17 protein-coding genes are annotated in these 24,898 nt (G+C 71.2%); 7 read left to right on the top strand and 10 right to left on the bottom strand.

From position 1 onward, the window contains the following. Positions 1-121: 121 nt before the first annotated feature. From AB0B97_RS19125 to AB0B97_RS19110, 4 genes are all read right to left on the bottom strand, one after another. Positions 122-1,828 (bottom strand): CDP-glycerol glycerophosphotransferase family protein, encoded by a 1,707-nt coding sequence (locus AB0B97_RS19125; RefSeq protein ID WP_357495091.1) that lies wholly within the window; start codon positions 1,826-1,828, stop codon positions 122-124. Between the two features lie 42 nt (positions 1,829-1,870). Continuing rightward, on the bottom strand, positions 1,871-3,385 hold the full coding sequence (locus tag AB0B97_RS19120; protein WP_357495089.1) for a bifunctional cytidylyltransferase/SDR family oxidoreductase: 1,515 nt from the start codon (positions 3,383-3,385) through the stop codon (positions 1,871-1,873). Positions 3,386-3,533: 148 nt separating this feature from the next. Further along, positions 3,534-4,331, bottom strand: coding sequence for an ABC transporter ATP-binding protein (locus AB0B97_RS19115; protein ID WP_357495087.1), 798 nt, complete (start codon positions 4,329-4,331; stop codon positions 3,534-3,536). Continuing rightward, on the bottom strand, positions 4,324-5,229 hold the full coding sequence (locus AB0B97_RS19110; RefSeq protein WP_357495085.1) for an ABC transporter permease: 906 nt from the start codon (positions 5,227-5,229) through the stop codon (positions 4,324-4,326). The genes AB0B97_RS19115 and AB0B97_RS19110 overlap by 8 nt, the downstream gene beginning before the upstream one ends. Before the next feature lie 164 nt (positions 5,230-5,393). Here AB0B97_RS19110 and AB0B97_RS19105 point away from each other — a divergent pair, with 164 nt between their 5' ends. The 5 genes from AB0B97_RS19105 (at position 5,394) to AB0B97_RS19085 (ending at position 11,687) form a co-directional block, all read left to right on the top strand. Then, positions 5,394-6,038 (top strand): TetR/AcrR family transcriptional regulator, encoded by a 645-nt coding sequence (locus AB0B97_RS19105; protein WP_357495083.1) that lies wholly within the window; start codon positions 5,394-5,396, stop codon positions 6,036-6,038. 123 nt (positions 6,039-6,161) lie between these two features. After that, complete coding sequence (locus AB0B97_RS19100) at positions 6,162-7,271, top strand: DegT/DnrJ/EryC1/StrS family aminotransferase (protein ID WP_357495081.1); 1,110 nt, start codon at positions 6,162-6,164, stop codon at positions 7,269-7,271. Then, positions 7,268-8,296 carry a Gfo/Idh/MocA family oxidoreductase gene (locus tag AB0B97_RS19095; RefSeq protein WP_234582199.1) on the top strand — a complete coding sequence of 343 codons (1,029 nt, stop codon included), beginning with the start codon at positions 7,268-7,270 and terminating at the stop codon, positions 8,294-8,296. Before AB0B97_RS19100 ends, AB0B97_RS19095 begins: the two co-directional genes overlap by 4 nt. Continuing rightward, complete coding sequence (locus tag AB0B97_RS19090) at positions 8,293-9,972, top strand: glycosyl transferase family 1 (RefSeq protein WP_357495079.1); 1,680 nt, start codon at positions 8,293-8,295, stop codon at positions 9,970-9,972. Before AB0B97_RS19095 ends, AB0B97_RS19090 begins: the two co-directional genes overlap by 4 nt. Positions 9,973-10,052: 80 nt before the next feature. Further along, positions 10,053-11,687, top strand: coding sequence for a glycosyltransferase family 4 protein (locus AB0B97_RS19085; protein ID WP_357495077.1), 1,635 nt, complete (start codon positions 10,053-10,055; stop codon positions 11,685-11,687). A 72-nt stretch (positions 11,688-11,759) separates the two neighbouring features. On the opposite strand, the gene AB0B97_RS19080 is transcribed toward AB0B97_RS19085, so the two are convergent. The 6 genes from AB0B97_RS19080 to AB0B97_RS19055 form a co-directional block, all read right to left on the bottom strand. Continuing rightward, complete coding sequence (locus AB0B97_RS19080; RefSeq protein WP_357495075.1) at positions 11,760-13,877, bottom strand: glycosyltransferase family 1 protein; 2,118 nt, start codon at positions 13,875-13,877, stop codon at positions 11,760-11,762. Then, complete coding sequence (locus AB0B97_RS19075; RefSeq protein ID WP_357495073.1) at positions 13,874-15,292, bottom strand: glycosyl transferase; 1,419 nt, start codon at positions 15,290-15,292, stop codon at positions 13,874-13,876. Before AB0B97_RS19075 ends, AB0B97_RS19080 begins: the two co-directional genes overlap by 4 nt. Positions 15,293-15,326: 34 nt before the next feature. After that, positions 15,327-16,412 carry a UDP-N-acetylglucosamine 2-epimerase (non-hydrolyzing) gene (wecB, locus tag AB0B97_RS19070; RefSeq protein WP_357495072.1) on the bottom strand — a complete coding sequence of 362 codons (1,086 nt, stop codon included), beginning with the start codon at positions 16,410-16,412 and terminating at the stop codon, positions 15,327-15,329. Between the two features lie 127 nt (positions 16,413-16,539). Next, positions 16,540-18,690, bottom strand: coding sequence for a glycosyltransferase family 1 protein (locus AB0B97_RS19065; protein WP_357495070.1), 2,151 nt, complete (start codon positions 18,688-18,690; stop codon positions 16,540-16,542). Next, positions 18,687-20,126 (bottom strand): glycosyltransferase, encoded by a 1,440-nt coding sequence (locus AB0B97_RS19060; protein WP_357495068.1) that lies wholly within the window; start codon positions 20,124-20,126, stop codon positions 18,687-18,689. The genes AB0B97_RS19065 and AB0B97_RS19060 overlap by 4 nt, the downstream gene beginning before the upstream one ends. Positions 20,127-20,288: 162 nt before the next feature. Beyond that, a complete protein-coding gene (locus AB0B97_RS19055) occupies positions 20,289-21,470 on the bottom strand; it encodes a hypothetical protein (protein ID WP_357495066.1) in 1,182 nt (393 codons plus the stop codon). Positions 21,471-21,767: 297 nt separating this feature from the next. Between AB0B97_RS19055 and AB0B97_RS19050 the strand changes: the two genes are divergently transcribed. Then, positions 21,768-23,333 (top strand): glycosyltransferase family 4 protein, encoded by a 1,566-nt coding sequence (locus AB0B97_RS19050; RefSeq protein ID WP_357495688.1) that lies wholly within the window; start codon positions 21,768-21,770, stop codon positions 23,331-23,333. Continuing rightward, entirely contained in the window at positions 23,330-24,898 is a 1,569-nt protein-coding gene (locus tag AB0B97_RS19045) for a glycosyltransferase (RefSeq protein WP_357495064.1), read from the top strand. Before AB0B97_RS19050 ends, AB0B97_RS19045 begins: the two co-directional genes overlap by 4 nt.

Genomic DNA, 24,898 nt, shown 5'->3' with positions numbered 1-24,898 from the left:
GCGGCACATCTTCACCTCCAGGCCTCGCGATACTAGGCCACCGTCCGGCCGACGCCCGCACGCGGCGAGCGTGCCGCCGTCGCTGCGGAGCAGCGTGTGGGAGGCGAGCCGGCCCGGCGGCTCAGGTGGTGGGGGAGACCGGCACCAGGTCCGGCTCGACCGGCCGTCCGGGAGGCGGCGGGCTCCAGTCCGGCTCCAGCTCGCGCCGGGCGGCGTCCAGGAACGCGTCGGCGTACGACTCGGCCGGGAAGTCACCGAGGTAGCGCCGCCGGGTCGCCCAGCGCCCCGGTGCCATCGGATCGGCGCCGAGCAGCTGGCCCAGCACCTCGTCCAGGTTCGTCATGTCCCGGTGCAGCACGTAGCCCGCGCCGGCCAGCGGGAACCGCTCGGTGAACCGGTCACCCTCGCCGCTCATGTCGGTCACCGCGAAGGGCTTGCCGGAGTAGAGGTAGTCCGAGATCACCCCGGAGACATCGGAGATCAGCGCGTCGGAGCGGTTCACGCAGTCCACCAGGCTCAGGTCGCGGCCGGCGGCGCCCCAGACGTGCGGCCGGCCGGTCCGCGCCCGGTCCGCCGCGAGCAGCTCGGTGAGCCGACCCAGCTGCCGCGCCGATGCCGGGTTCTGCGTGGTGTACGGGTGAGCGCGCAGGATGACCGTCGCGCCCCGGTCGAGCAGCTTGCGCAGCATCGGTTCGGCCACCGGCAGCGAGCAGTAGTCCGCGTCCGCGTGGTGTCCCGTCCAGGTCGGGGTGTAGAGCACCGTGCGGGGTGCCTCGGCAGCCAGGGGCTCCGGGCGTACGCTGATCGACTCGACCTGCGGGCGGCCCACTATCACGAACTTCTCCGCCGGGATCTGCACCCCGGCCCGGGCGTACCTGTCGATTGCGGCCGGGCCGGCCACGAAGATCCGGTCGAAGATTCCCGACACCGGGTTGGCGCTCGGCGCCTTGTCGCTGTCGCCGTGGTGGAGCTGAATGTGGGTGAGCTGGGTGAAGCGGATGCAGTGGCTGTTCTTCGCACCGTGGTTGACGTAGAACGCCACCCGCAGGCTCGGCGCCAGCGCCTCGTCCATCGCCCTCAGGGTGGGGCAGTAGACCACTGGCGCATCGGTGGCTGCGGCGATCGGGGCCAGGAACTCCGGCTCCCTCAGCACGACCATGAACGGCCGGCCGATCCGCTCCAGGTACGGCAGCCACATGGTGACCTGGTACTCCGAGCCGGGAGGCGCGGAGAAGTAGAGCAGGAACTCCGGCTGGTGCCGGCGCAACGCCCGGCCCACCGCCCCGCCGCCTGCCGGCGGCCGGAACCGGCGCCGGGCCAGACCCAGCGCGATCGTGCCGGCGCCGGCGCCGACCAGCAGGGCCGCCGCGAGAGCGACCAGGGCCGGCATGGTCGCCGCGGCGGCCAGCGCCACCACGGCGAGGAGCGCGAGCAGCGCGTCGCCGAGGTGCGTGGCGATCAGCGTCGTCCAGGACCGCACCGGCAGGTTGGCCGCCTGGATCTCCTGGTTGCCGGCGTGCCGCAGCGGGCCCACCAGCAGCACCAGCCCGAGCAGCACCAGCGCGGCGGCGGCCAGCGCGGGGTCGAACCCACCGTCCAGCCGTCGGGCGTAGCCGACCAGGACGGCGGCGGCGATCAGTGTCGTCTCGGCGGCGGTGTCCGCGCCCTTGCGGATCCGTCGCTCGGCGGCGGTGGCGACGAGGGCGGCGACCGCCAGCGCCAGCCCCCAACCGGTCGCCCCGGTCAGCGCCACGACCAGGAAGGCCAGCACGGCCAGCCCGATGCTCAGGCACCGTGCGATCAGTTTTCGGACCAGGTCACCACGCATGTCGCTCCGTTCACCATCGTCCCGGTCAGCAGTGCTCGGCCGTCAGCCGACAGTCGCCGAGGCGGCGTTGGTCTCGTCGGCCAGCCGCGGCCTCTGGGCCGGCACAGCCTGTGCCGCTTCGCCCGGCGCCCGGCGCACGTCGATGACCTGCCCGGTGAGCGCCGAGATCAGCACGTCCAGTGACGACTGGGCGACGGCCTCCGCGGCGAGCAGGGTGTGCTCCGGCTCCTCGCCGAAGGCCCGCGTCCGCATCGGGGTGGCGGTCCGCTCCGGGTTGATGCAGTTGACGCGTACGCCAAGGTCGGCCCATTCGTCGGCGAGCGCCTGGGTGAGGTTGACCAGGGCGGCCTTGGTGGACGAGTAGAGCGCGTAGCGGGCCCGTCCCCGGGTGTAGGAGCTGGACGTGTAGAGCAGCAGCTGGCCCTTGGTCTGCTGCAGGTACGGCAGGGCCTGGCGGGCGATGGTCACCGGGCCGACGAAGTTGACCTGCAACAGCCGGTCCATCGTCTCCTCGTCCATGTCGGCGAGGGCGCCCTTCTCCAGGATGCCGGCGGTCACCACCACGTGGTCGATCCGGCCGGTGGCCTCGAAGGCGGTCGTCAGCGCGGCCTCGACGTCCCCGGCCCGCTCCACGTGGGTGCCGGTGGTGGAACGGCTGAACGGGAAGACCTGGGCGCCGTAGCGACGGGCCAGCTCGGTCAGCTCGTGGCCGATGCCGTAGCTGCCGCCGAACACGACGATGGTGCGGCCGGTCAGCTCCTCGCTGTAGCTGCGGTGGTCGGTCAGCCGGGGCGCCTGCGCCGCGGCGAGCTGGAAGAGCTTGTCCGCCAGGTGCACGTCGACCGGGTGGGTGACCTTGATGTTCTCGTCCGAACCGTCGATCACCTTGATCGGCGTGCCGGGCAGGTAGCGCAGCACCACACCGCAGTCGTCGGTGGCGGCGAAGTTCGGGTCGCCCTCGGCGATCCGGTACGCCTCGCGGATGGTGGGGGAGCGGAACGCCTGCGGGGTCTGGCCGCGGCGCAGTGCGGAGCGGACCGGGATGTCGGTGATGCAGTCGTTCTCGTCGACCTGGATGATCGTGTCCGCCGACGGGATGGCCACGTCGACCGCGGAGTAGCTCCAGAGCGCGTTCACGCACTCGCGGACGATCCGGCCGCTGACCAGGGGCCGCACCGCGTCGTGGAAGAGGATGTTGACGCCGCCGTCGCCGACCGCGTCGAGGGCGATGCGGGTGGTGGCGTTGCGGGTGTCGCCGCCCTCGATCACCTTGGTCACCTTGCGGAAGCCGGCCTTGTCGACGATCTGCTGGGCGTCGGGGACGTGCCCGGTCGCCATCAGCACGATGATCTCGTCGATCTCCGGCGCGGCCTCGAAGATGGCCAGCGTGTGCTCGATGATCGGCTTACCGGCGATCTTCAGCAGCTGCTTGGGGATGCCGAGTCCGAGTCGTGTCCCCGTACCCCCGGCGAGGATCACCGCCACTGTCCGCGAGGGGCGCCAGAGTGCCGGGCTCGCCGGCGTGGCACCCGGTGCGGGGCTGTGATCCTGAGTCATTCTGCCGGTCCTCACTTCCACCGAAAGGGTGTTTTGTGCGTCGATGACGAGATATGAGCTGTGGGCGACGCTCCGGAAACCTTAGCGCCTACGACTGACCGCACCGACCGGGCGAGTGTGCGCCCGACCGATGCGGTCGTCGACCTGTCTACTTCGCTTCGTACGCGTTGCAGACCTCGTCGGTCGGGCCGTCCATCTTCAGGACGCCACCCTCCAGCCAGATGGTCCGCTCGCAGGTGTCCCGGATCGAGCCGATCGAGTGGCTCACCAGGAAGACGGTGCCGGCGCTGTCGCGCAGTTCGCGGACCCGCTCTTCGCTGCGGCCCCGGAACTTGCGGTCGCCGGTAGCGAGCGCCTCGTCGATGAGCAGCACGTCGTGCTTCTTGGCCGAGGAGATGGCGAAGCGCAGCCGGGCGCCCATGCCGGAGGAGTAGGTGCGCATCGGCAACGAGGCGAAGTCGCCCCGTTCGTTGATCCCGGAGAACTCGATGATCTCCGGGGCCAGCCGCTTCACCTCCTCCGGCGGCATGCCCATGGCCAGGCAGCCGAGCACCACGTTGCGCTCGCCGGAGAGGTCGTTGAGCAGGGCCGCGTTCACGCCCAGCAGCGAGGGCTGGCCGAGCGTGTAGACCGCGCCCCGGGCCGGGGGGAGCAGCCCGGCGATGGCCCGCAGCAGGGTCGATTTGCCCGAGCCGTTGCTGCCGATCAGCCCGATGGCCTCACCCTGGTACGCGGTGAAGCTCACGCCCTTGACCGCGTGCACCTCGCGGATGTTCGGCGCGTTGGTGCGGGACACGATGCGCTTGAGGGCGGAGACCGGGCTGGTGGTGCCGGTGGCGCCCTTGTGGATCTTGTAGATCACGTGCACGTCGTCCACCACGACGGTGGGCACGCGCCCCGTGTCCACCACGGTGGCGTCCACCGCGGGCAGGGTCTGCTCAGCCACGGCCGTACTCCTTCTCTCCGCGCCAGAAGTAAACGAACCCGCCGAAGCCGACGGCGGCTGCCCAGGCCGCGGCGAGGAGCCACAGCCGAGTCGGCGAGGACGCGATGTGAGCGGGGTACGCCGATTCGAGCAGTGAGTACCGGGCCAGCTCGATGTAGACCAGGATCGGGTTGGACTCCAGCGCGGTCGCCGCCCAGCCGGGAAGCCGCTCCGCGAAGAGCGTGACGCTGTAGAGCACGCCGGAGCCGTAGAGCCAGGCCCGCATCACGAAGGGCATGACCTGCTTCAGGTCGGTGACCTTCGAGCCGATCCGGGCCATGATCATGGTCAGCCCGATGTTGAAGATCGCCTGGAGGAGCAGCGTTGGCGCGATCAGCAGCCAGCGGAAGGTGATCGGCTCGCCGGTGGCCAGCACGATCGCGGCCAGCACCAACATCGACATGAGCAGCTGCTGGAACTGCACCAGGGTGACCGTGATCGGCAGGGCGGCGCGCGGGAAGTGCAGCGCGCGGATCAACCCCAGGTTGCCCGTGATCGCGCTGGTGCCCTGCAGCGCCGCGCTCTGGGTGAACGTGAAGATGAAGATGCCGGTGCAGAGGTAGGCGATGAAGTTCGGCACGTGCCGGTCCTGCGCCACGATCACGCCGAAGATCAGGTAGTAGACCGCCGCGTTGGTGAGCGGGGTCAGCACCTGCCACAGCTGGCCAAGTTGCGTGTTGCTGAACGACGACGCGACCTTCGCCCGCGAGTACGCGGACATGAAGTGTCGATACGACCACAGTTGGCGGGCGTACGCGCCCAGGGACGGAGGTTCCCCGGCGACCTTCAGCCCGTACCGCTGCGCGAGTTGGGCGCGGGTCAGCCCGGATTCGAGGTCGGCCACCGCGGTGTTGGCCATGGTGAGGCGCTCCGATCTTTCGTGCTGATGGGGAGCAATGAGGATGTGTCGCGGCGATGAAATCTAGCGTGGCCGGTATCGGGAGGCCGCTCCGCTGCTGCGTGGAAGGTAGTGGAAAACACGTCAGGACGCAACCGTAGCGTCGTTGCGCTACATTGTCCCACGTGACGACCGAGAAGAGGCGTGCTCCCGCCGGTGCGGCCGTTCTTCGCGACGACATCACCACGGCCATCCGCCGAGCCGTCATGCAGGAACTCGCGCAGACCGGCTACGGCCGGTTCTCCGTCGAGGCGGTCGCCCGACGGGCAGGTGTCAGCAAGACGGCGATCTATCGGCGGTGGCGTTCGAAACTGGAGCTGGTGCTCGACATGGTGACCGCGGTCGCCGGGAAAAGGCTGCCGCTGCTCGACACCGGCAGCCTGCAGGGCGACGTCCAGCTGCTGCTCATGGTCGCCTCGGGGGCCCTTGGCCACCCGCTGGCCTCGCAGATCATTCCGGACCTGCTGGCCGAGGCGGCGCGCAACCCGCAGATCGCGGAGACCCTGCAGCGGGCGCTGCGCGACTACCAGGTCCGGATCGGGGACATGGTCGTCGGCCAGGCGGTCGACCGGGGAGAGTTGCCGGCCGGCACCGACCCGTCGGCGGCGATCGATCTGATCATCGGCCCGATCTACTGGCGGCTCGCGATCTCCCGCTCGCCGCTGGACACCACCGAGCTGACGAACATGGCTAACGCGATCGTGGCCGCGTTGCGGATAACATGTGCTGGTTTGGTGGAGAGTGGGCCCCCCGCAATGCCCGCCCAGTGACCGAGCCCACCCGAGCAGGCCGGCACGTGAAGCTCGCGCCCGTACGAGTCGCCGCATACCTCGACGGGCTAGTATCGCCAACCGAACCCCCGCCTGCACCGTCTAGACCCAGGAGGACCCCCCATGGCTGGGCAGAACCCAGACTTCATCCCACCGGCACGTCCGATCATCGGTGAAGCTGAGATCGAGGCGGCTGTGCGGGTGCTGCGCAGCGGAAAGGTGGTGCAGGGGCCCGAGGTGGCGGCGTTCGAGGAGGAGTTCGGCGAGCTCGTCGACGGTCGGCACTGCGTCGCCGTCAACTCCGGCACCTCGGCGCTCCAGCTGACCCTGATGGCGCTCGGGTTCGGCCCCGGCGACGAGGTCATCGTGCCCTCGTTCTCCTTCGCGGCCAGCGGCAACGCCGTCCGACTGGTGGGTGCTGAGCCGGTCTTCGTCGACATCGAGGCGGGCAGCTTCTGCGTCGACCCGGAGGCGGTCGCCGCGGCGATCACCCCGCGCACCGTCGCGATCATGCCGGTGCACCTCTACGGCCACCCCGCCGCGATGGACCGGATCATGGCGATCGCCGAGCAGCACGGCCTCGCCGTCGTCGAGGATGCCGCCCAGGCGCACGGGGCAAGCCTGCACGGCACCCCGGTCGGCGCCTTCGGCACCGCCGGCTGCTTCAGCTTCTACCCCACCAAGAACATGCACTCCCTGGAGGGCGGCATGATCAGCACCGGGGACGCCGGGCTCGCCCGCACCCTGCGGCTGCTGCGCAACCAGGGCATGGAGCAGCGCTACGCCAACGAGATCGTGGGCGCCAACATGCGGATGACCGACGTGGCGGCGGCCATCGGTCGCGTGCAACTGACCCAGCTCGGCGAGTGGACCGAGCAGCGTCGCGCGAACGCGAAGTTCCTCGACTCCACCATCACCGGCCTGGTCACCCCGCCGGTGGCCGACGGCGCCCGGCACGTCTACCACCAGTACACGGTGCGCGCGCGGGGCGACCGGGACGCCACCCAGCAGCGCCTGACCGAGCTGGGTATCGGCAACGCCGTCTACTACCCGACGCCGATCCACCGGCTCAAGCCCTACCTCAACGAGGACGGCAAGCCCGGCCCGTGGGAGCTGCCGGAGACCGAGCGGGCCGCCGCCGAGGTGATCTCACTGCCGGTGCACCCGTCGCTGACCCAGGTCGAGCTCGACCGGATCGCCGAAGGCGCGAACCTCGCCGGGGGTGCCCGATGAAGGAGCGGAGCAAGCTGCGCGCCGGCCTGATCGGTCTCGGTGCGATGGGTCGCAACCACGCCCGGGTGCTCTCCAACCTGGACGGTGTCGAGCTGGTCGGTGTCGTCGATCCCGCCGGCGACGTCACCGGTACGCTCCGGGCCCCGGTGGTCCCCGAGCTCGGTGACCTGCTGGCGATGGGCGTCGACTACGCGGTGGTCGCCTGTCCGACCGCGCTGCACGAACGGGTCGGCCTGGAGCTGGCAGCCAACGGGGTGTGCGCGCTGATCGAGAAGCCGCTGGCCCAGTCGGTCGAGACGGCCACCCGGCTGGTCGAGGCGTTCGAGTCCGCAGGTCTGGTCGCCGGCGTCGGTCACATCGAGCGCTACAACCCGGCGCTGCAGAGCCTGCGTACCCGGCTGGAGGCCGGTGAGCTGGGCGAGGTCTTCCAGGTCGTCACCCGGCGCCAGGGCCCGTTCCCGCACCGGATCGCCGACGTCGGCGTGGTGATGGACCTGGCCACCCACGACATTGATCTGACCGCGTGGGTGACCGCTCAGGAGTACGCATCGGTCTCGGCGCGAACGGTCTCCCGTAGTGGCCGGCTGCACGAGGACATGGTCGCCGTTGTCGGCCAGCTCTCCGACGGCACGATGGTCAACCACCTGGTCAACTGGCTGAGCCCGCTCAAGGAGCGGTCCACAGTGATCACCGGTGACAAGGGCTGCTTCGTCGCCGACACGCTCACCGCCGACCTCACCTTCTACGCCAACGCCGCCATCGACACCGAGTGGGAGGCGCTGCGCGCCTTCCGTGGCGTGGCCGAGGGCGACATGGTCCGCTTCGCCATCCCGAAGCGGGAGCCGCTGCTCGTCGAGCACGAGCGGTTCCGGGACGCGGTCGAGGGCAAGGAGAGCGACATCGTCACCCTGCGGCAGGGTCTGCGTACCGTGCAGGTAGCGGCGGCGCTGCTGGAGTCGGCCGCCGACGGCAAGGTCGTGTCGGTCGTGCCCGGCGGCAGCGACGCGGAGCCTGCACTGCGATGAGCCCGGCGCCGGCTCGGCGGGTGGTCTCGGCGGTGCGGCGGCGGGTTCCCCGACGATTGCGTATCGCGCTCCGCCGTGCCGCCGAAGGCACGCGGCCCTTCCAGACCCCTTCGGTACGCGAGCTCTGTGAGCTTCCCGCTGGTACGCCGCTGCTGGTGCACGCGGGCGGGGTCGCCGGTGACCGGGCGCTGGCCGGCGTGGTACGCGCCATGGCCCGGTTGCCCGAGTTCCACCTGGCGCTGGTCCGCGGCGAGGCCGAGCGGGCGGCCACCGAGGACCTGATCCGCCAGGCCGGCAAGGCCCGGCGGCGGATCCACGAGGTGCCGCGCCCGAGCACGATGACGGCGGCGTTCCTCGCGTCGGCGGACGTGGCCGTGTTCGGGTTCGAGCCGGACGCCGGTCTCGCGCTGCTCGACACCTACCTCGCCGCCGGGCTGCGCGTCGTCGCCGCGGACAGCCGGGCGGCCCGCGAGCACCTGGCCCGGCACCGGGCCGGCGACTTCTTCGCGCCCGGCTCGCTGCCCTCCTTCACGAAGGCGGTGGAGCGGGCCCGGCAGCGCGGCGACGAGCCGCCGGCACCGGACGAGCCGCCGGTCGCGCCGATCGAGGCTGGCACCCCGGGCCCCTGGCGGGCGCTCGGCGCCGGTCCGGTCCGGTTGGGACTGGGCACTGCCAACTACGCCGGGCAACTTTCCGCCCTGGCGGTGGCGATCACCGCCGCGCGGGCGGACGTCGGCATCGAACTGGTGATGGCCAAGCCGCCGGCCACCTATCGCTATCCGGCCGACCGCTACCTGAACTACCCGGGCGAGCACCGGCTCGACGTGCAGACGGAGCAGGCACGCCGGGTGCTCGGCTGGTACACGCACCTGATCGTGGACGCGTTCCGCCCGGTGCTCGGCCGGGGCAACGGCGACGACATCTCCGCTGACCTGCCCGCGCTGCGCCGGGCCCGGCTCAAGGTCGCGTTGCTGGCGCACGGCAGCGAGATCCGCCATCCGGGCGCGCACCTTAAGCGGCATGCCGAGTCCGCGTTCCGGGACGCGGACTCCGAACTGCGCGAGCGGCTCACCACGGTGGCCGAGCGAAACCGGCGCACCGCCGAGGAGAGCGGCCTGCCGATCTTCGTGACCACCCCCGACCTGCTGGACGACGTGCCGTTCGCGACCTGGGCGCCGCTGGTAGTGGACGTCGACGCGTGGGCCTGTGACCGCACGGTGCTCGAACGGCCCCGCCCGGTGGTGCTGCACGCGCCGTCGAGTCGCTGGACCAAGGGCACTGACCGGCTGCTGCCCCGCTTGCAGGAGCTGCATGACCAGGGACGGATCGAGCTACGGCTGGTGGAGGGACTGCCCTACAGCGAGATGCGCCGGCAGGTGCACGACGCCGACATCATCGTCGACCAACTCGTGATGGGCAGCTACTGCACGTTCTCCTGCGAGGGGATGGCCGCCGGCAAGGTGGTGGTGGCGTATCTCAGCGAGAGCGCGCACCGCGCGGCCGGCGTCCAGCCGCCGATCGCAAACTCCACGCCCACCACGCTCGTCAAGACGATCGAGTCGCTGCTCGACGACCGTGCCGGGGCGGCGGCCCTCGCTGCGGAGGGTCTCCGTTATGTCCGCGAACACCACGACGGCCGGCGCACCGCGCAGGTCTTCGACTCTTTCCTCCGGTGATCGACGCCGGTCGTCACCGCGGCGACCGGCGACCGCTGATCCGCGCCCGTGCAGGACTTTGAACAAGGAGAAGGCACCCGATGCAAGCTGTCCCGGATACCGATGCCCGGCCGACCCGCGGGCGGGTGGTGATGCTTGTCGACAACGGGGTCCACGGTGACTCCCGCGTGCAGAAGGCCGCCCGGTCGGCCGCCGAGGCCGGCTGGGAGGTGATCCTCGTCGGCATCCTCAAGGGCAGCAACACCGAGGAGACCTGGCGGATCGGCGAGGCCGAGGTCCGGCTGATCCGGGTGGCGCGGCGGATTCCACATCCGATCACCCACCGCCGCGCGCTGCTGCGCCGCCCGCTGGCGTACAAGCCGGGACTTGTCGCGAAGCGGCACCTGAACGTGCTCAAGGCACGCCGCAACGACCTCAACTTCCGGCTGGCCGAGATCAAGGTCGCCCGTCGTGCGGGAGGGCCGCGCTGGGTGGAGCTGGCCGGCAAGGCCCGCCTGGCCGTGCCGTACTTCCTCAACAAGGCGAAGTTCCGGTGGGTCAAGCTTCGGACCCGCGAGTCGCAGCGCCTCCAGGAGCGCCAGCAGGACCCGAACGCCCTGCTGGACCGGGCCGCGCTGCGGCTCTGGCAGCGCCTGCACGGTGACCGGGCGTGGCGCCGCCTGGACCCGGAGCTGTGGGACTTCGAACTGGCCTTCGGGCCGGTTGTGGACAAGCTGCAGCCCGATCTGATCCACGCGCACGACTTCCGGATGCTCGGCGTGGGCGCGCGCGCGACGATGCGCGCCCGCGCCGCCGGGCGGGACGTCAAGCTGGTCTGGGACGCGCACGAGTTCGTGCCCGGCATCATCGGTCGGCCCACAAATCTCCGCTGGCTGCCGGCTCAGATTGCCTACGTCCGCGAGCACGCCCCGTACGCCGACAGCGTCATGACCGTCTCCTCGACCCTGGCCGATCTGCTTCGGGAGACGCACGACCTGCCCGAGCAGCCGGCGGTGGTGCTGAACGCTCCGCCCGCCGAGCTCACCCCGGAGCAGCGGGCGTCGCCGGTTCCCGACATCCGGGCGCTGTGCGGGATCGACGCGGGTACGCCATTGTTGGTCTACTGCGGTGGCATCAACCCATCCCGCGGCGTCGACATCATGATCCGAGGCCTGACCCGGATGCCCGACGCGCACGTCGCGCTCGTGTCGGTGCCCCTCAACGGCAAGCACCCGATCATGTACGAGCTGGAGGAACTCGCCGCCGAGTTGGGGGTGGCCGACCGGGTGCATCTGCTGCCGTACGTGCCGCACTGGCAGGTCTCCGCGTTCGTGGCCCCGGCCGACCTCGGCGTCATCCCGATCCACCACAAGCCCAACCACGAGTTGGCGCTGATCACCAAGTTCTTCGAGTACGCGCACGGCCGGATACCGATGGTTATCAGCGACGTCAAGGCCATGGCCGAAGCGACGCGGGCCATCGGCCAGGGCGAGGTCTTCCGGGCCGAGGATCTGGACGACTACCTGCGTGCCGTGCGGGAGGTGCTGGCCGACCCGCAGCGGTACCGGGCGGCGTACGACCGGCCGGGCGTGCTCGACCAGTGGACCTGGGAGGCGCAGGCGCGGGTGATGGACGAGGTCTACACCCGTCTGCTGCCGGACCGCCCGAAGGCCCCGGCGCAGCGCACGACCGCCCCGTCGACCGTGGCGCAGCGCTCCTCACTGCCCGTGAGTTGACCGAAAGGGGGGCTTGGCCAGTCGGCCAAGCCCCCCCCCTTTCGGTACCTGCTGTTCCGCCTCGCCGGCGGCTCAGTCGTCGAGCAGCAGCCGGTCGAAGCCGGACTGGGTGACGCTCCAGTCCCAGGTCTTCAGCGCGTGTTCCGCCGCAGCCTGGCCGATCTCCCGCCACTGCTCCTCGGTGGCGGTGGCGGCGAATATCCGTTCCGCCGCCTCAGCCGGGCTCTCGGCCACCCAGTCGGCCGGAAAGAGGGTTCGGGCGCCGTGTGGCTTGCCGGCGAAGAACGGCCAGTCACGCACCACCGGCACCGCCCCGCTCGCGGCGCCCTCCACCAGGCCGCAGTGGAAACTCTCGCGCACCGAGGAACTCACGATGACGCCGACCTCCTGCAGTGCGGCCGGGACGTCGTCGGTCTGCCCGTAGCGCCGCACCGCCCCCAGCGGCTCCAACTCCGCCAGGTCCTGGGTGAGCAGCTTGCCGTAGTCCTTGGCGGGCTTGCTGGTCCGGTCGTTGAAGTTGCTGCCGATCAGCGTCAGCCGGTACCGCTCGTCCCGCTCGCGCAGCTTCCGCAGCACCTCGATCGTCCACCGCGGGTCCTTGGCCACCGAGCTGAACCCGACCATGCCGAGGTTGAACCGGGCGTCGGCCGGCTTCGACCGTGGGTAGCGCTGCAGGTCCATCGCATTGTCGATGACCCGGAGGCGGGGCCCATCGGTGAGCTGCGGCAGCACGGCGGTGGCGAGGTCGCGCAGATGGTCGGAGACGAAGACGACGTCGTCGACCCGGGAGAAGTCCACCAGGTGTGGCCAGAAGTTGAACGCCTCGAAGCTGTGCAGCCGGACGATGATCCGGGTGCTGCCCGGGTCGTGCAGGGTGAAGAGCACCGCGGCGGCTTGGCACCAGTCGACGAAGACGGTGTCCGCCCAGTCGAGGTGCGGCCGGAGCCACTCCTCGATCTTGGCGCCGTAGGACGAGTCACCGGCCAGCAGGTGTTCCATGACGGTGCTGCCGCTGAGCGCGAGCGGGCGGGTCACCTCATCCTCGTGGAGGTCCAGGAATCGGACCTCCACGTTCGGCATGGCCCGGTAGCGCTCCAGAATCTCCGACAGGAAGTTGTCGTTGATCAACGTCGTCACGAGCAGTCGCAGCGGGCGGTCGGTCGGCGCCGGGGCGGCCGGGGTGCGTCGCCCGCGCGGTTGGGACAGCTTTCGCGCTGCGGTGCTGGCCCGAAAGGGTGCCATGAAGGCTCCCGGGTCCGTGCTCATCGGCGAGGTGAGTCGATCGAAGTGCAGCACCCGGTTGGACGACAGGCTCCAGGCCATGGAGATGGCCGCCGCGGCCCGCTTGGTGTCGCGCGGCAGCAGGTCGTCCGCCAACGCGAGCTGGGCCCGGATCGCGTCGTGCAGGCCGCTCGGCTGGTGGCCGAGCGCCAGCTCCGCCTTCGCTGCCTTGGTCAGCACGTCCGCGCGGGTGGCGAGGCTGCTGATCCGCTGTACGGCTGCCGACGCGGCCCGGCCGCCGGCGGCTGGGCGACCGGCCCGGACCGCGCTGTCGTGCAGGCGGACGGCGAGCTTGCTGCGGAGCCGGTCCGGGATGCGGGGCGCCGCCACGGCCCGGGTCCAGAGCCAGGCCCCTGCCGGGTTGCTCATCACCCGCCTACCGGTGGCCTTGTTGAGGGCGGTCCGGATGGTCTGCTCCGCGGCGCTGCGGGCCCCGCGCGCACCGATGCCGGCAGCGGCGGAGACACGGCGCTCCAGCCGCTTCCCGACCGGCTCGCTGCGGTTGGCGGCGAGGGCCTTCTGCGCGGGCACGAGCCCGTGGTACGCGCCGGCCCGGGTGTTGCGCTGCGCCATCTGCCAGACCGTGTGCACCGCGCGGGCGTCGAGAGCGACCAGCAGGTCGGCTCGGCGGTATTGCTGCCGCAGCCAGGTGCTGCGTCGAGCGTGCAGCCAGATCTTCCGGTTGGCCGCTGCCCGCCCGAGAGCCTTGCGGAACCGGACGTCCCACTTCTCGGCCGGTACGACGAACGTGCGAACCTCTGCCAGCGTCGGGTCGATCCCCAACTCCTCGCCGTCGAAGAAGCAGGCCACCGTGACGGTGGCACCCTTGCTCCGGAAGCGCTCCAGCGCCTCGACGAGGACGGCCGGCTGCATCGGCGCGGCGGTGGCCACGATGAGCACGGCGGTCACGGTTGGACATCTCCGGTCGAAGCGGTCGCGGCCGGGGTGGGAACGCGAACGCCGGCCGGCGTCGGCCGGACGAGTTCGGTGAGGTGTCGCACGGCCGGAGCGAGCACGGCGGGCCGGGCGAACCGGCGAGCGAGCTGGCGTGCCGCGGCCCGATCCTCGTCAGTGGCCTTCAGGGCCATTCGCGCCGCCTCCGAGAACAGGTCCGCCAGCCGGTGCGGGTCCAGACCCACCGCGCCCGTCCAGAGTGGATGTCCGGCCAGGATGTTCGTCGCGTCGTGGTCGACGTCGTGGGCGGAGAGCACCGGCAGCCCGGTGGCCATGAACTCGTACACCTTGCCGGAGGTGACGAAGCGCCCACCGACCAGCATCAGCACCAGGGCGTCCCAGGAGCCGTACGTCGCTGCCAGGTCCGACTTCGGTACCGGGCCGCCGAAGCTGACATTGTCGACGGCAGCCTCTTTGAGCAGGTCCATGTGCCGGTTGGCCTCGCGTATCGGGCCGGCGCCGATGTGGCCGCGCACCTCGAATCGGGAGCGGGCCAGGACCGGATCGTTGCGCCGGGCGATCCGCCACCCGTCGAGCACCGACTCCAAAAAGGCCGGGGTGAAGTTGACCGAGCCGAGGTAGCCGAAGGTCAGCCCCGCGTTCGGATCCGGTGACCGGCCGCTGACATCGGGGAGGCTGTCCTCGTCGTAGCCGTTGCGCACGACGTGCACCCGGTCGGCCAGGTGCGGGTAACGCTCACGGTAGAAGCCGGCGATGGGGTCGTTCACGCACCAGACCGCGAGGGCGTGCTCGAGGACCTTGGACTCCCAACGCCCGGAGACCGAGTCGCGGGTGAAGGCCTCGCCGCCACCGATCACGTCCAGCGACCAGCCGTCGCGGAAGTCGACCGCGTAGGGAACCCGGTACTCCTCCCACAGCTTCCAGGTCGCCGCGAGGTTCACGTACGGGGCGCAGGAGGAGATGAGCAGGTCCGCGGGGTGCTGGCGGTGCTGCTGGACCACCGCCTTCTCCAACTCGTAGCGCCAGCCGCCGAAGTCCCGCTCAGGGAAGATCTTCTGCTCGCGCTTGCGGAGCCGGCTGATCCACCCCACCGGGTCGATCGACCGTTCTTCGGAGAAGGCGCGGATGTCGGTCTCCAGGTCCTCCCGCATCAGCGGCAGCTCGATCACCTTGACCCGGGGATCGACCTTCTCGGAAAGGGTGTGGTCCAGGCCGTACTCGCGTTCCCAGGCTTCCTGGCAGATGGTGATGACGGTGATGTCCCAGCCCATGGCGACGAACTGGTTCGCCGTCTCGCGCAGTCGGTATGCGCTGCTCTTCGCCGCGGGCGGGAACCCGATCGCCAGGTAGATGGCGTGCGGTCGCTGCCCGCCGCCGGACCGGGGAAGGGGTGCAACTCGATTGCTCATCGCTGGTACCCGATCGTGAGGAGGAGATGCGCCATCATGCCAGGTGACGCCGCAGCGTCTCGGCGACCCGGTGGGCGGCCCGGCCGTCGCCGTACGGGGTTCCCCGCCGGGCTTGCGGGGCCGGGCGGGTCGCGGTGGTCGCCCACTGCGCACCCAGTTCGCGCGGGTCGGGGACCAGCGCGTTCCAGCCGCCTTCGAGGGTCTCCACCCACTCCGTCTCGGTGCGCAGCGTCGTGCAGGGGCGGTCCAGCAGGTAGGCCTCCTTCTGCAGACCGCCCGAGTCGGTGACCACCCCGACGGAGCCGAGCACCGCGGCGACCATGGCGCCGTACGGCAGTGGCCGGCCGGCGTGCAGGGAGCCCCGGGAGAGCTTCAGGCCGTGCTCCTCGGCGCGTGCCACCAGCCGCGGGTGGGCGAGCAGCGCCACCGGCACCGGCAGGTCGGCCAGCGCGTCGAGCAGTGCGGCGAGCCGCTGCGGGTCGTCGGTGTTCTCGGCGCGGTGCAGGGTGGCCAGCAGGTACGGCTGCTCCGGGTCGATTCCCTCGGGCAACGGCGGCCGGGGCTGGCTCGCGCGCGTCACGTCCTCCCGGACCCGCAGGCAGACGTCCACCATCACGTCCCCGACCAGGACCGATCGGGGAGCCAGACCCTCCGACGCCAGGTGCCGCATCGCCTCCTCGGTGGGGGCGAGCAGCAGGTCCGCGGCGTGGTCGGTCAGTACCCGGTTGTGTTCCTCGGGCATCCGGCGGTTGAACGAGCGCAGTCCGGCCTCGAGGTGGGCGACCGGTAGGTGCTGCTTGACCGCCGACAGGGTGCCGGCCAGGGTCGAGTTGGTGTCGCCGTAGACCAGGACCCAGTCCGGCCGCTCGGCGGCCAGCACCGGGTCGAGCGCGGCCAGCGTCCGGCCCGTCTGCACGCCGTGGCTGCCGGAGCCGATGCCCAGGTGCACGTCCGGGTCGGGGATGCCGAGGCCGGAGAAGAACACGTCGGACAGATCCGCGTTGTAGTGCTGGCCGGTGTGCACGATCACGTGCTCACAGCCCTCCGCCGCGAACGCCGCGGCGATCGGTGCCAGCTTCACCAACTGCGGACGGGCGCCGACGATGCTGACGACCTTCACTACCTGACTCCTCGAGGGTCTGCGACGGTAACGACGAACGGAGGGTGCCACCCGAGACGCGGGTTGGCGCCGTTCAAGCGGCTCCCCGCCGGGGCTGACGGCCGAATCATTCTTCCTGATCCGCCGGTCAGTCGGCCGTGGCCGGCGGCTCCAGCAGCAGCCGGTCGAAGTCCTTCTGCGTGACCGACCAGTCCCAGGTGCTCAGCACGTGCGCCGAGGCCGCCCGGCCCGCCTCGCGCCAGACCTCCTCGGACGCGGTGAGGGCCAGGATCCGCTCGGCCGCCTCTTCCGGCGTACCGACCACCCAGTCGCTGGGGAAGAGGGTCCGGGCGCTGTGCCGGCGGCCGGCGAAGAACGGCCAGTCGCGTACCACCGGCACAGCGCCGCTGGCCGCGCCCTCGACGAGCGCGCAGTGGAAGCTCTCCCGCAGCGAGGTGCTGAGGATGACCCCGACGTCGGTGAGCGCGCCGGGGACGTCGTCGGTGCGGCCGGTCCGCACGACGGCGCCGGACGACTCCAGCTCGGCCAGTTCGGCGTCGAGTTCCCGGACGTACGCCTTGATCGCCGGGCTGAGCTCCGGGTTGAGGGCGTCGCCGATCAGCTTGAGGCGGTACCGCTCGTCCCGTCGGCGCAGCTCCCGTAGCACCGCCAGGGCCCAGCGCGGGTCCTTGGCCAGCGAACTCAAACCGACCAGCCCGAGAGTGAACCGGCTGTCGGCAGAGATTTTGGGCGTCACGTACCGGTGCAGCTCCATCGCATTGTTGATCATGTGGGTCCGGGGCCCCTGCGGGGCGCCCAGCCGCGGCACCGCGGCCAGCGCCAGGTCGCGGAGGTGCTCGGAGACGAAGACCAGGTCGTCCACCCGGGACCAGTCGGTCAGGTGCGGCCACCAGCTGAACGCCTCGAAGCTGTGCAGGCGGACCACCACCCGGGTCGTGCCCGGGTCGATCATCGTCAGCGTCGCGGCCCCGAGGTTGCACCAGTCCACAAAGACCGTGTCCGCCCACTCGAGGTGGGGACCCCAGGCTTCCTGGACCTCCTCGGCCCGCTTGGAGCTGCCGGCGAGCAGGTGCTGCACCACGTTCGTGCGCCCATCGCTGAGCACCGGGAGGATCGACTCCTCCCGCAGGTTCAGCCGGCGGACCTCAACCCCGGGCATCGCCTCGTAGCGGTCGAGGATCGGCCCGAGAAAGTTGTCGTTCAACCCGGTGAAGAAGAGCATCCGGTGCGGCCGGCCGGCCGGCGGAAAAGCCGCCGGGCTCTGCCGGCCGCGCGGAGTCGCCATCGCTCGGCCGGCCTCGCTGTTGTGCAGCGGGGCGAGGAACTTCGCCGGGTCCTCGGCCAGTGGAGAGCTGGTGCCGTCGAACTGCACGATCCGGTGGAACATCAGGTTGAAGGCGCGCAGCACGTGCGGCGCGGCCTTGCCCGGGTTCCGCGTCTTGAGGAAGCCGTCCGCGAGCTTGAGCTCGCCCCGCACCACGGTCATCAGGTCTTCGGGCACCTTGCCCTGGCTCAGCTCCGCGTCGACGATCGGGCCGAGGAACTGCCCCCTGGTCGTCGGGCTCTTCACTCGACCCTTGGCCGCCAATGCCAGCCGCTTCGCGCTGGCGGCGTGCCCGGACTTGAGCATGGTGCCGGTGACTCGCCCGGCGATCTTGCCCCGGTGCCGTTCCGGCAGACCGGGCGCCGTGACGGCCCCCTGCCAGAACCAGCGCACCGGGCCGAGCTTCATGGCCCTCTTGCCGGTGCTCATCTCGAACACCCGCATCGCCAGGTCGACTGTCTGGCTGCGGGTGGCGCTCGCCAGCACGGCCGGGGCGGGGCCGGCGGTGCTGAGCCGGGCACGGCGGTAACGTGCCGGGTCGGCGGACCGCTTTTCCACGGCCCGCAGCGCCGGGGCGATGCCGTAGACGGCGTCGGTCCGTCGGTGCCGCTGGGCGAGCTGCCAGACGGTGTGCAGGGCTCGCGGGTCCAGGGCAACCAGGACGTCGGCCCGCTTGGCGTGTCGGCGGACCCACGGGTCGCGCTGGGCGCGCAGCCACGGGCGCCGGGCCGGGTTCGCCCGTTTGGCCATCCGGGCGAACCGCGGACCCAGCTCCGCCGAGGTGGGCAGCTGGTGCACCTCGGCCAGCTCGGTGGCTGCCGGGATGTTCTCCACCGGGTCAAAGGTCGTGGCCACCCGCACGGTGACGCCCTTGGCGCGGAACTGCTCGAGCGCGTCGGTCAGGACCGCCACCCGTCCGGGGACGGTGCCCATAACCATCAGGACCTCGATCATGACCTACCTTCTCGGGCCAGGACGCGTGCGCCGGCGGGGGAGGATTGCGGGACGGTCGGTCCGCCGGCGCCCAGCACCAGCTGGGTGACCTCACGGACGGCGGGGATGAGCTGCTCCTCGCGGGCGTACTGCCGCGCCTCGGCGCGGGCCTTCTCCCGCTCCGCCACGTCGGCGGTACGGGCCATCGCGGCGGCCCGCCGGAAGGCGCTCGCCAACTCGGCCGGGTCCAGCCCGACCGCGCCGGTCCAGAGCGGGTACGTGGACAGCACAGTGGAGGCGTCGTGGTCGGCCTCGTGGGCGGAGACCACCGGTAGGCCGGTCGCCATGTATTCGTACACCTTGCCGGAGGTCATGTAGCGGCCGCCGGTCACCATGAGCACCACCGCGTCCCAGCGTGAGTAGAGGTCGACCACCTCGGCCTTGGGCACCGAGCCGCCGACCAGCACGCCGTCGACGGCGGCGGCCCTGAGTAGTTCGGCGTGCGCGTTGTCACCGCGCGCCCACGCGGAGCCGATGTGGCCCCGCACCTCGAAGCGGGCGTCGGCCAGCGCGGGATCCTCCGCGCGCGCCGTCCGCCAGCCCTGAAGGACGGCGTCCAGCAGCGGCACGGGCAGGGTCAGCGCGCCGAGGTAGCCGAAGGTCAGCGGCCGGTCCGGCGGGGCGGGACGCACCTGGGCCGGGATGCTGGCCGCGTCGTAGCCGTTGCGCACGATCCGCATCTTGTGCGCCAGCTCGGGGTAGCGCTCCCGATACCAGCGGGAGATCGGCTCGTTCACGTTCCAGATGGCCACGGCGTCGGTGAGCAGCTTGAGCTCCCACTGCCCGGAGGTCGACTCCCGGGCGAACGCCTCACCGTTGTTGATCACGTCGACGGACCAACCGTCGCGGAAGTCCACCACGTACGGAACCCTGCGGGTCTCCCACAGCTTCCAGGTCGCGGCCAGGTTGACGTACGGGGCGCAGGTGGTCACCAGCAGGTCGACGTGCCGCTCCCGGTGGATCTGGAGCAGGGCCTTCTCCAGCGTGGGACGCCATCCGCCGAAGACTGCCTCGGGGAAGACCTTGAGGTCCTGCTTGCGCAGTTCGGCAAGGTAGTCCTTGTGAGCCAGGGCACGCTGCTCGGTGAACGAGCGGATGTCGGTCTCCAGGTCGTCCCGGAACAGCGGCAGCTTCACCACCCGGACGCTGGGGTCCACCCCCTGGGAGAGGGTGTGGTCGAGGCCGTGCTCCCGCTCCCACGCCTCGTCCGCGATGGTGACAGCGGTCACGTCCCAACCCGCGGCGGCGAACTGGTTCGCCGTCTCCCGCATCCGGTAGGCGCAGCTCTTGGCCGCCGGCGGGAAACCGATCGCGAGGTAGACCAGGTGCGGTCGGGTTCCGGACCGTCGCGGCCGGGGGAGTTTCAACGAGTCCCAGAGAGTTCGCCCGTTGTTCATCGATTCCGATCCTGGGGAGTGGGAGAGGGCCGCGTCGGGGCCAGGGTGGAAATGGTCAGGTGGCCCGGCCGGCCGGCGACGAGGTCGGACGACCGTCGGACAGAGCGCGGAAACCACAATAACGCCGTCCCATGCGTGAGGCCGCCGACGCCCTCGCGCCGCCTACGGCGAACTGCGCCAGACGATCAGCAGATAGCCGCCGAAGTAAGCGGACATGAGGGCCAGCAGAGTCAGTATGGCGATCGCTCGTGCCCGTGCGGCCTTCGCGAACGCGACCGCCACCGGGATCAGCAGCGGGAATGCCGGCAACAGGAAACGTGCCTTGGAATGGTAGTAGCCCGCGGCACCGAGCGTGGTGACCAGCAGCAGGCCGCTGTAGAGCAGCAATTGCCACGGCTGCCGGTCGAGCAGGCTCAGCACGAAGAGCGTGATCGCCAGCACCGCGACCAGCGTGACGGTGTACAACTCCAGGGGCGATGCCCCCATGAGCACCATCCGGCCCCTCTCCAGGGTGTCGACCCCGAAGTCGAAGGTGGTCCCCCAGCCGGCGTCCTGGATGTGGAACCAGCCGTCGGGCCGGCCGGTCTGCACACCGACCCAGGCCAGGTAGCCAACCCAGCCAGCGGGCGCGAGCACCATGGCGACCCAGGGACGCCAGCCGTCCCGCCGGCGGAAGGCGGCGATGAGCGCGGCGAGCCCGACCACCGCGATCAGTGACGATGCCGTCGGCCGGGTCAACCCCGCGAAGAGGCAGAGCACGCCCGCGGTGAGCCAGCGCTCGCGCAGCAGGGCGTACAGGGTCCAGGCGGCCAGCGCGGTGAACAGGCCCTCGCTGTACGACATCGTCTGCACAATGCTGTGCGGCAGCAGTCCCCAGAGCACCGCGAGCATGATCCCGACCCGCCGACCGTGCAGCAGGTTCCCGATGGCAAACAGCCCCCAGGCGGCGGCGAGCGCCGCGATCCAGGCCAGCGCGAGTGCGGTCTTGCGGAAATCGAGCGGGGTGAGCGGCTCCAGAGCGGCGGTCAGGCCGGGATAGAGCGGAAAGAAGGCCATGTTGCTCTGCAGCCGCTGATAGCCGTCATAACCGTGCTGCGCGATCGCGAGGTACCAGTTGCCGTCGGCTCTGGTGAGCAGGCCCTCGGTGCTGCGGCTGGGGGAGGCCCAGAGGTAGAGGGTCAGCCCGCCGAGAACGCGTACCGCGGCGTAGGCACCGAGCGCGGGCAGCGCGTATCGGGCGCTGGCGAGCAGCCGGCGGGCCCGGCTGTCGGGGGCCGACGGGATCTCGTCAGGGCTCGAGTCCGTCGTCGGCGGCCGGCGCTCGCCGGTCGTCACCACGTCCATGTCTGGTCCTGTCTGCGCCGATCCGGGTCGATCGGGTGGGTTGTCCGGGGAACTGGAGATGACCGGACCCGGGCAGGGCCTCGCCTGGCGCGGCGGTCACCGGTGGTCGATCCAGAGTGCAGGTTAGCAACCGACGCGGCTCGGCGCGGACACCGAGCGCCGCGCGGGCCGGTACCACGCCTGACGTGTCGTAGACTCGCTCGGGTCCCGCGGGCGCGGTGCTGGCTGACACGGAAACGGGCAGGAATGGGATCTGACGGCGCGACCGCAGCGGTGGCCACCCGGGGACGGGTAGTCATGCTGGTGGACAACGGGGTCATCGGCGACTCGCGGGTACAGAAGGCGGCTCGGTCCGCGGCCGACGCCGGCTGGGACGTCGTCCTGCTCGGCCGGGCGCCGGCCGGGGGGCAGTCGCAGAGCTGGCGCCTCGGTGCCGCCGAGGTTCGGCTGATCCCGATGCCGGAGCCGCTGGCCAAGCGCCGACACGAATTCCGACGTGCACTGCTGCGTGCGCCGCTTGCCTACCCGCCGAGCGGGATCGGCGCCCATCGTGCCCAGGCCGTGAAGGCCTGGCGTGCCGACCTGCAGGTCCGCCGCGCGGCTCTGACGCTGGCGGCCCGCGACGGCGGTCGCGTCCCGTCGCTGGCCTGGCCGACGCTGCGGTTCGAGGAGAAGTTCTCCGGCCTGGTCCGTCGCTGGGTGTCGCTGCGCAACCGGGAGCTGACCCGGGCCCGTCGTGGCCGTAAGCTGACCAGCCCCTGGGACCGGGCGTACACGCTCTTCTGGCAGCGGCTGCGCGGCGGCGGCGCGTGGCGCCGCCTGGAGCCGGGCCTGTGGGACTACGAACTGGCCTACGGTCCGGTGGTCGACGAGCTGGCACCGGACCTCATCCACGCCAACGACTTCCGGATGATCGGCGTCGGGGCCCGCGCCAAGATCCGGGCCGCCGCCAAGGGGCGCCGGATCGCACTGCTGTGGGACGCCCACGAATACCTGCCCGGCGTGCAGCCGTGGCGCGACAACGCCCGGTGGCTGCCGGGGAACGTCGCCCACGAGCGGGAGTTCGTGCCGTACGCGGACGCCACCATGACCGTCTCCGGCGGCCTGGCCGACCTGTTGCAGCGCGAGCACGGGCTGGCGGAGCGTCCCGCCGTGGTGCTCAACGCGCCGACGCTGGAGACCCAGCCGGCGGGCTCGGCCGAGCCGGTACCGGACATCCGGGCGCTCTGCGGGATCGGCCCGGGCACGCCGCTGCTGGTCTACAGCGGGGTGGCCGCGGCCAAGCGCGGGCTCGGGGTGATGGTCGAGGCACTGCCGCGGCTGCCCGAGGCGCACGTCGCCTTCGTGGTCAACAAGCCCCAGTCGGCGTACGTCAAGGGCCTCCTGCGCCGCGCCGAGGAACTCGGGGTGGCGCAGCGGGTGCACGTGCTGCCGTACGTGCCGCATCACCAGGTGGTGCCGTTCCTGTCGGGCGCGCAGGTCGGGGTGATCCCGATCCAGCACTGGCCGAACCACGAGATCGCCCTGATCACCAAGTTCTTCGAGTATTCACACGCTCGGCTGCCGCTGGTCGTCTCCGATGTGCGGACGATGGCGGAGACTGTCCGCGAGACCGGGCAGGGCGAGGTGTTCGAGGCCGAGAACGTGGCCGACTTCGTCCGGGCGGTCACCGCGGTGCTCGCCGATCCGGCGAGCTACCGTGCCGCGTACGACCGGCCCGGGTTGCTGGCCGGCTGGACCTGGGAGGCGCAGGCAGAGGTGCTGGACAACGTCTACTCCCGGCTGTTGCCCACCGCGCCCGCGCGCCCGACGTCCGCCCGCGACACCGGTGCCGAGCAGACAGTGGTGGAGGTCGGGGCGTGAGCCAACCCGACGTGACGGTGGTGATCGCCGTCTACAACACCATGCCGTACCTGACGACCTGCCTGGATTCGCTGGTCGGGCAGACCATCGGGCTGGACCGGCTCGAAGTCGTCGCGGTCGACGACGGCTCCACCGACCGCAGCGGCGCCGAGTTGGACCGCTACGCGAAGCGGTACCCGGAGACGGTCCGGGTGCTGCGCCAGGCCAACTCCGGCGGCCCGGCGGTGCCGAGCAACCGCGCCCTGGACCACGCCCGCGGGCGGTACGTCTTCTTCCTCGGCTCCGACGATCACCTCGGCCCGGAGGCCCTGGAACGTCTGGTGGACGCCGCCGACCGGTGGGGCTCCGACGTGGTGCTCGGGCGGATGGTCGGCACCAACAAGCGCTACGTGCACCAGGCCGTCTACGCCGAGACCCGGGAGCAGATCGATCTCGTCGACAGTGCACTGCCCTGGTCGCTGTCGAACACCAAGCTGTTCCGGCGGGATCTGATCGAACGGCACGGGCTGCGCTTTCGCACCGACATGCCGATGGGCAGCGACCAGCCGTTCACACTGGAGGCCTGCGTCCGCGCGAACAAGGTCTCCGTCCTCGGCGACTACGAGTACTACTACGCGGTCAAGCGGCACAACGCGCAGAACATCACCTACGCCAGCCGCTTCGAGGAGCGGCTGCGCTGCGCCGAGGAGCTGGTCGGCTTCGTCGCCGGCCTGCTCGAGCCCGGGCCGCGGCGCGACGCGGTGCTGCTGCGTCACTTCAGCTGGGAGGTGGCGAAGCTCCTCCAGACGGAACTGCTCGACCTCGGCGCCGACCTCCAGGAGCGCGTCCACGACCGGATCCGCAAGTTGGTCGAGGGGTACCTCACCGACGACATCCTGGCCCGGTTGGCCCCCGACCTGCGGCTGCGGCTGGTCGTCGCCCGCGACGCCACGCTGGACCGGTTGCGTGAGCTGATCCGGCAGCAGGCCGAGAAGACGCCACCCGACATCAGCACCGAGGATGGCCGCTGGTACGCCCACTATGTCGGCTTCCGTGACCCGTCGTTCGGCTACCCGGACGAGTGGTACGACATGACCGACGCCTCTGCGAAGGTGCTGGCCACGCTCACCGCGACCCGACTGGCCTGGGGACGGGACGCCGCAGGCGCCCGATCCCTGGTGGTCACCGCGCAGAGCCGCTGGGCGGAGCTGGCCGACCTGCCCGCCGAGGCACTGCGGATCAGTGCCGGGGAGGTGGCCGGCGTGACATCCGTCACCGCCGGTGCGCCCGGTACCGTCGTACGGACGGCCTTCGCGGTGGACCGGCTGCTCGCGGCCGTGCCGCTCAACGGCGGACGGGAGACGGTACGCGCCGAGGTGAGCACCCCGGCGGGGGTCGGCTCCGCGCCGTTGCGGACCGACCGCCGGGTCGCCGCGCCCCGCCTGCTCACCCGCCGCGGCGTCCGGTTGCACCTCGTCACGCCGACCACGAACCACAAGGGCCAGGTGATCGTCGCGATCACGCCGGTGACCACCGGTCGGTTCCTTGCCCGTCTGCGCCGAATCTGGCCCTCTGGAGGAAAGTAG

It is taken from the genome of Micromonospora sp. NPDC049004 (assembly GCF_040649315.1).
Lineage (GTDB): Bacteria > Actinomycetota > Actinomycetes > Mycobacteriales > Micromonosporaceae > Micromonospora.
The sequence above is the reverse complement of the archived record's forward strand: the minus strand, read 5'-3'. Positions and strand labels throughout refer to the sequence as shown.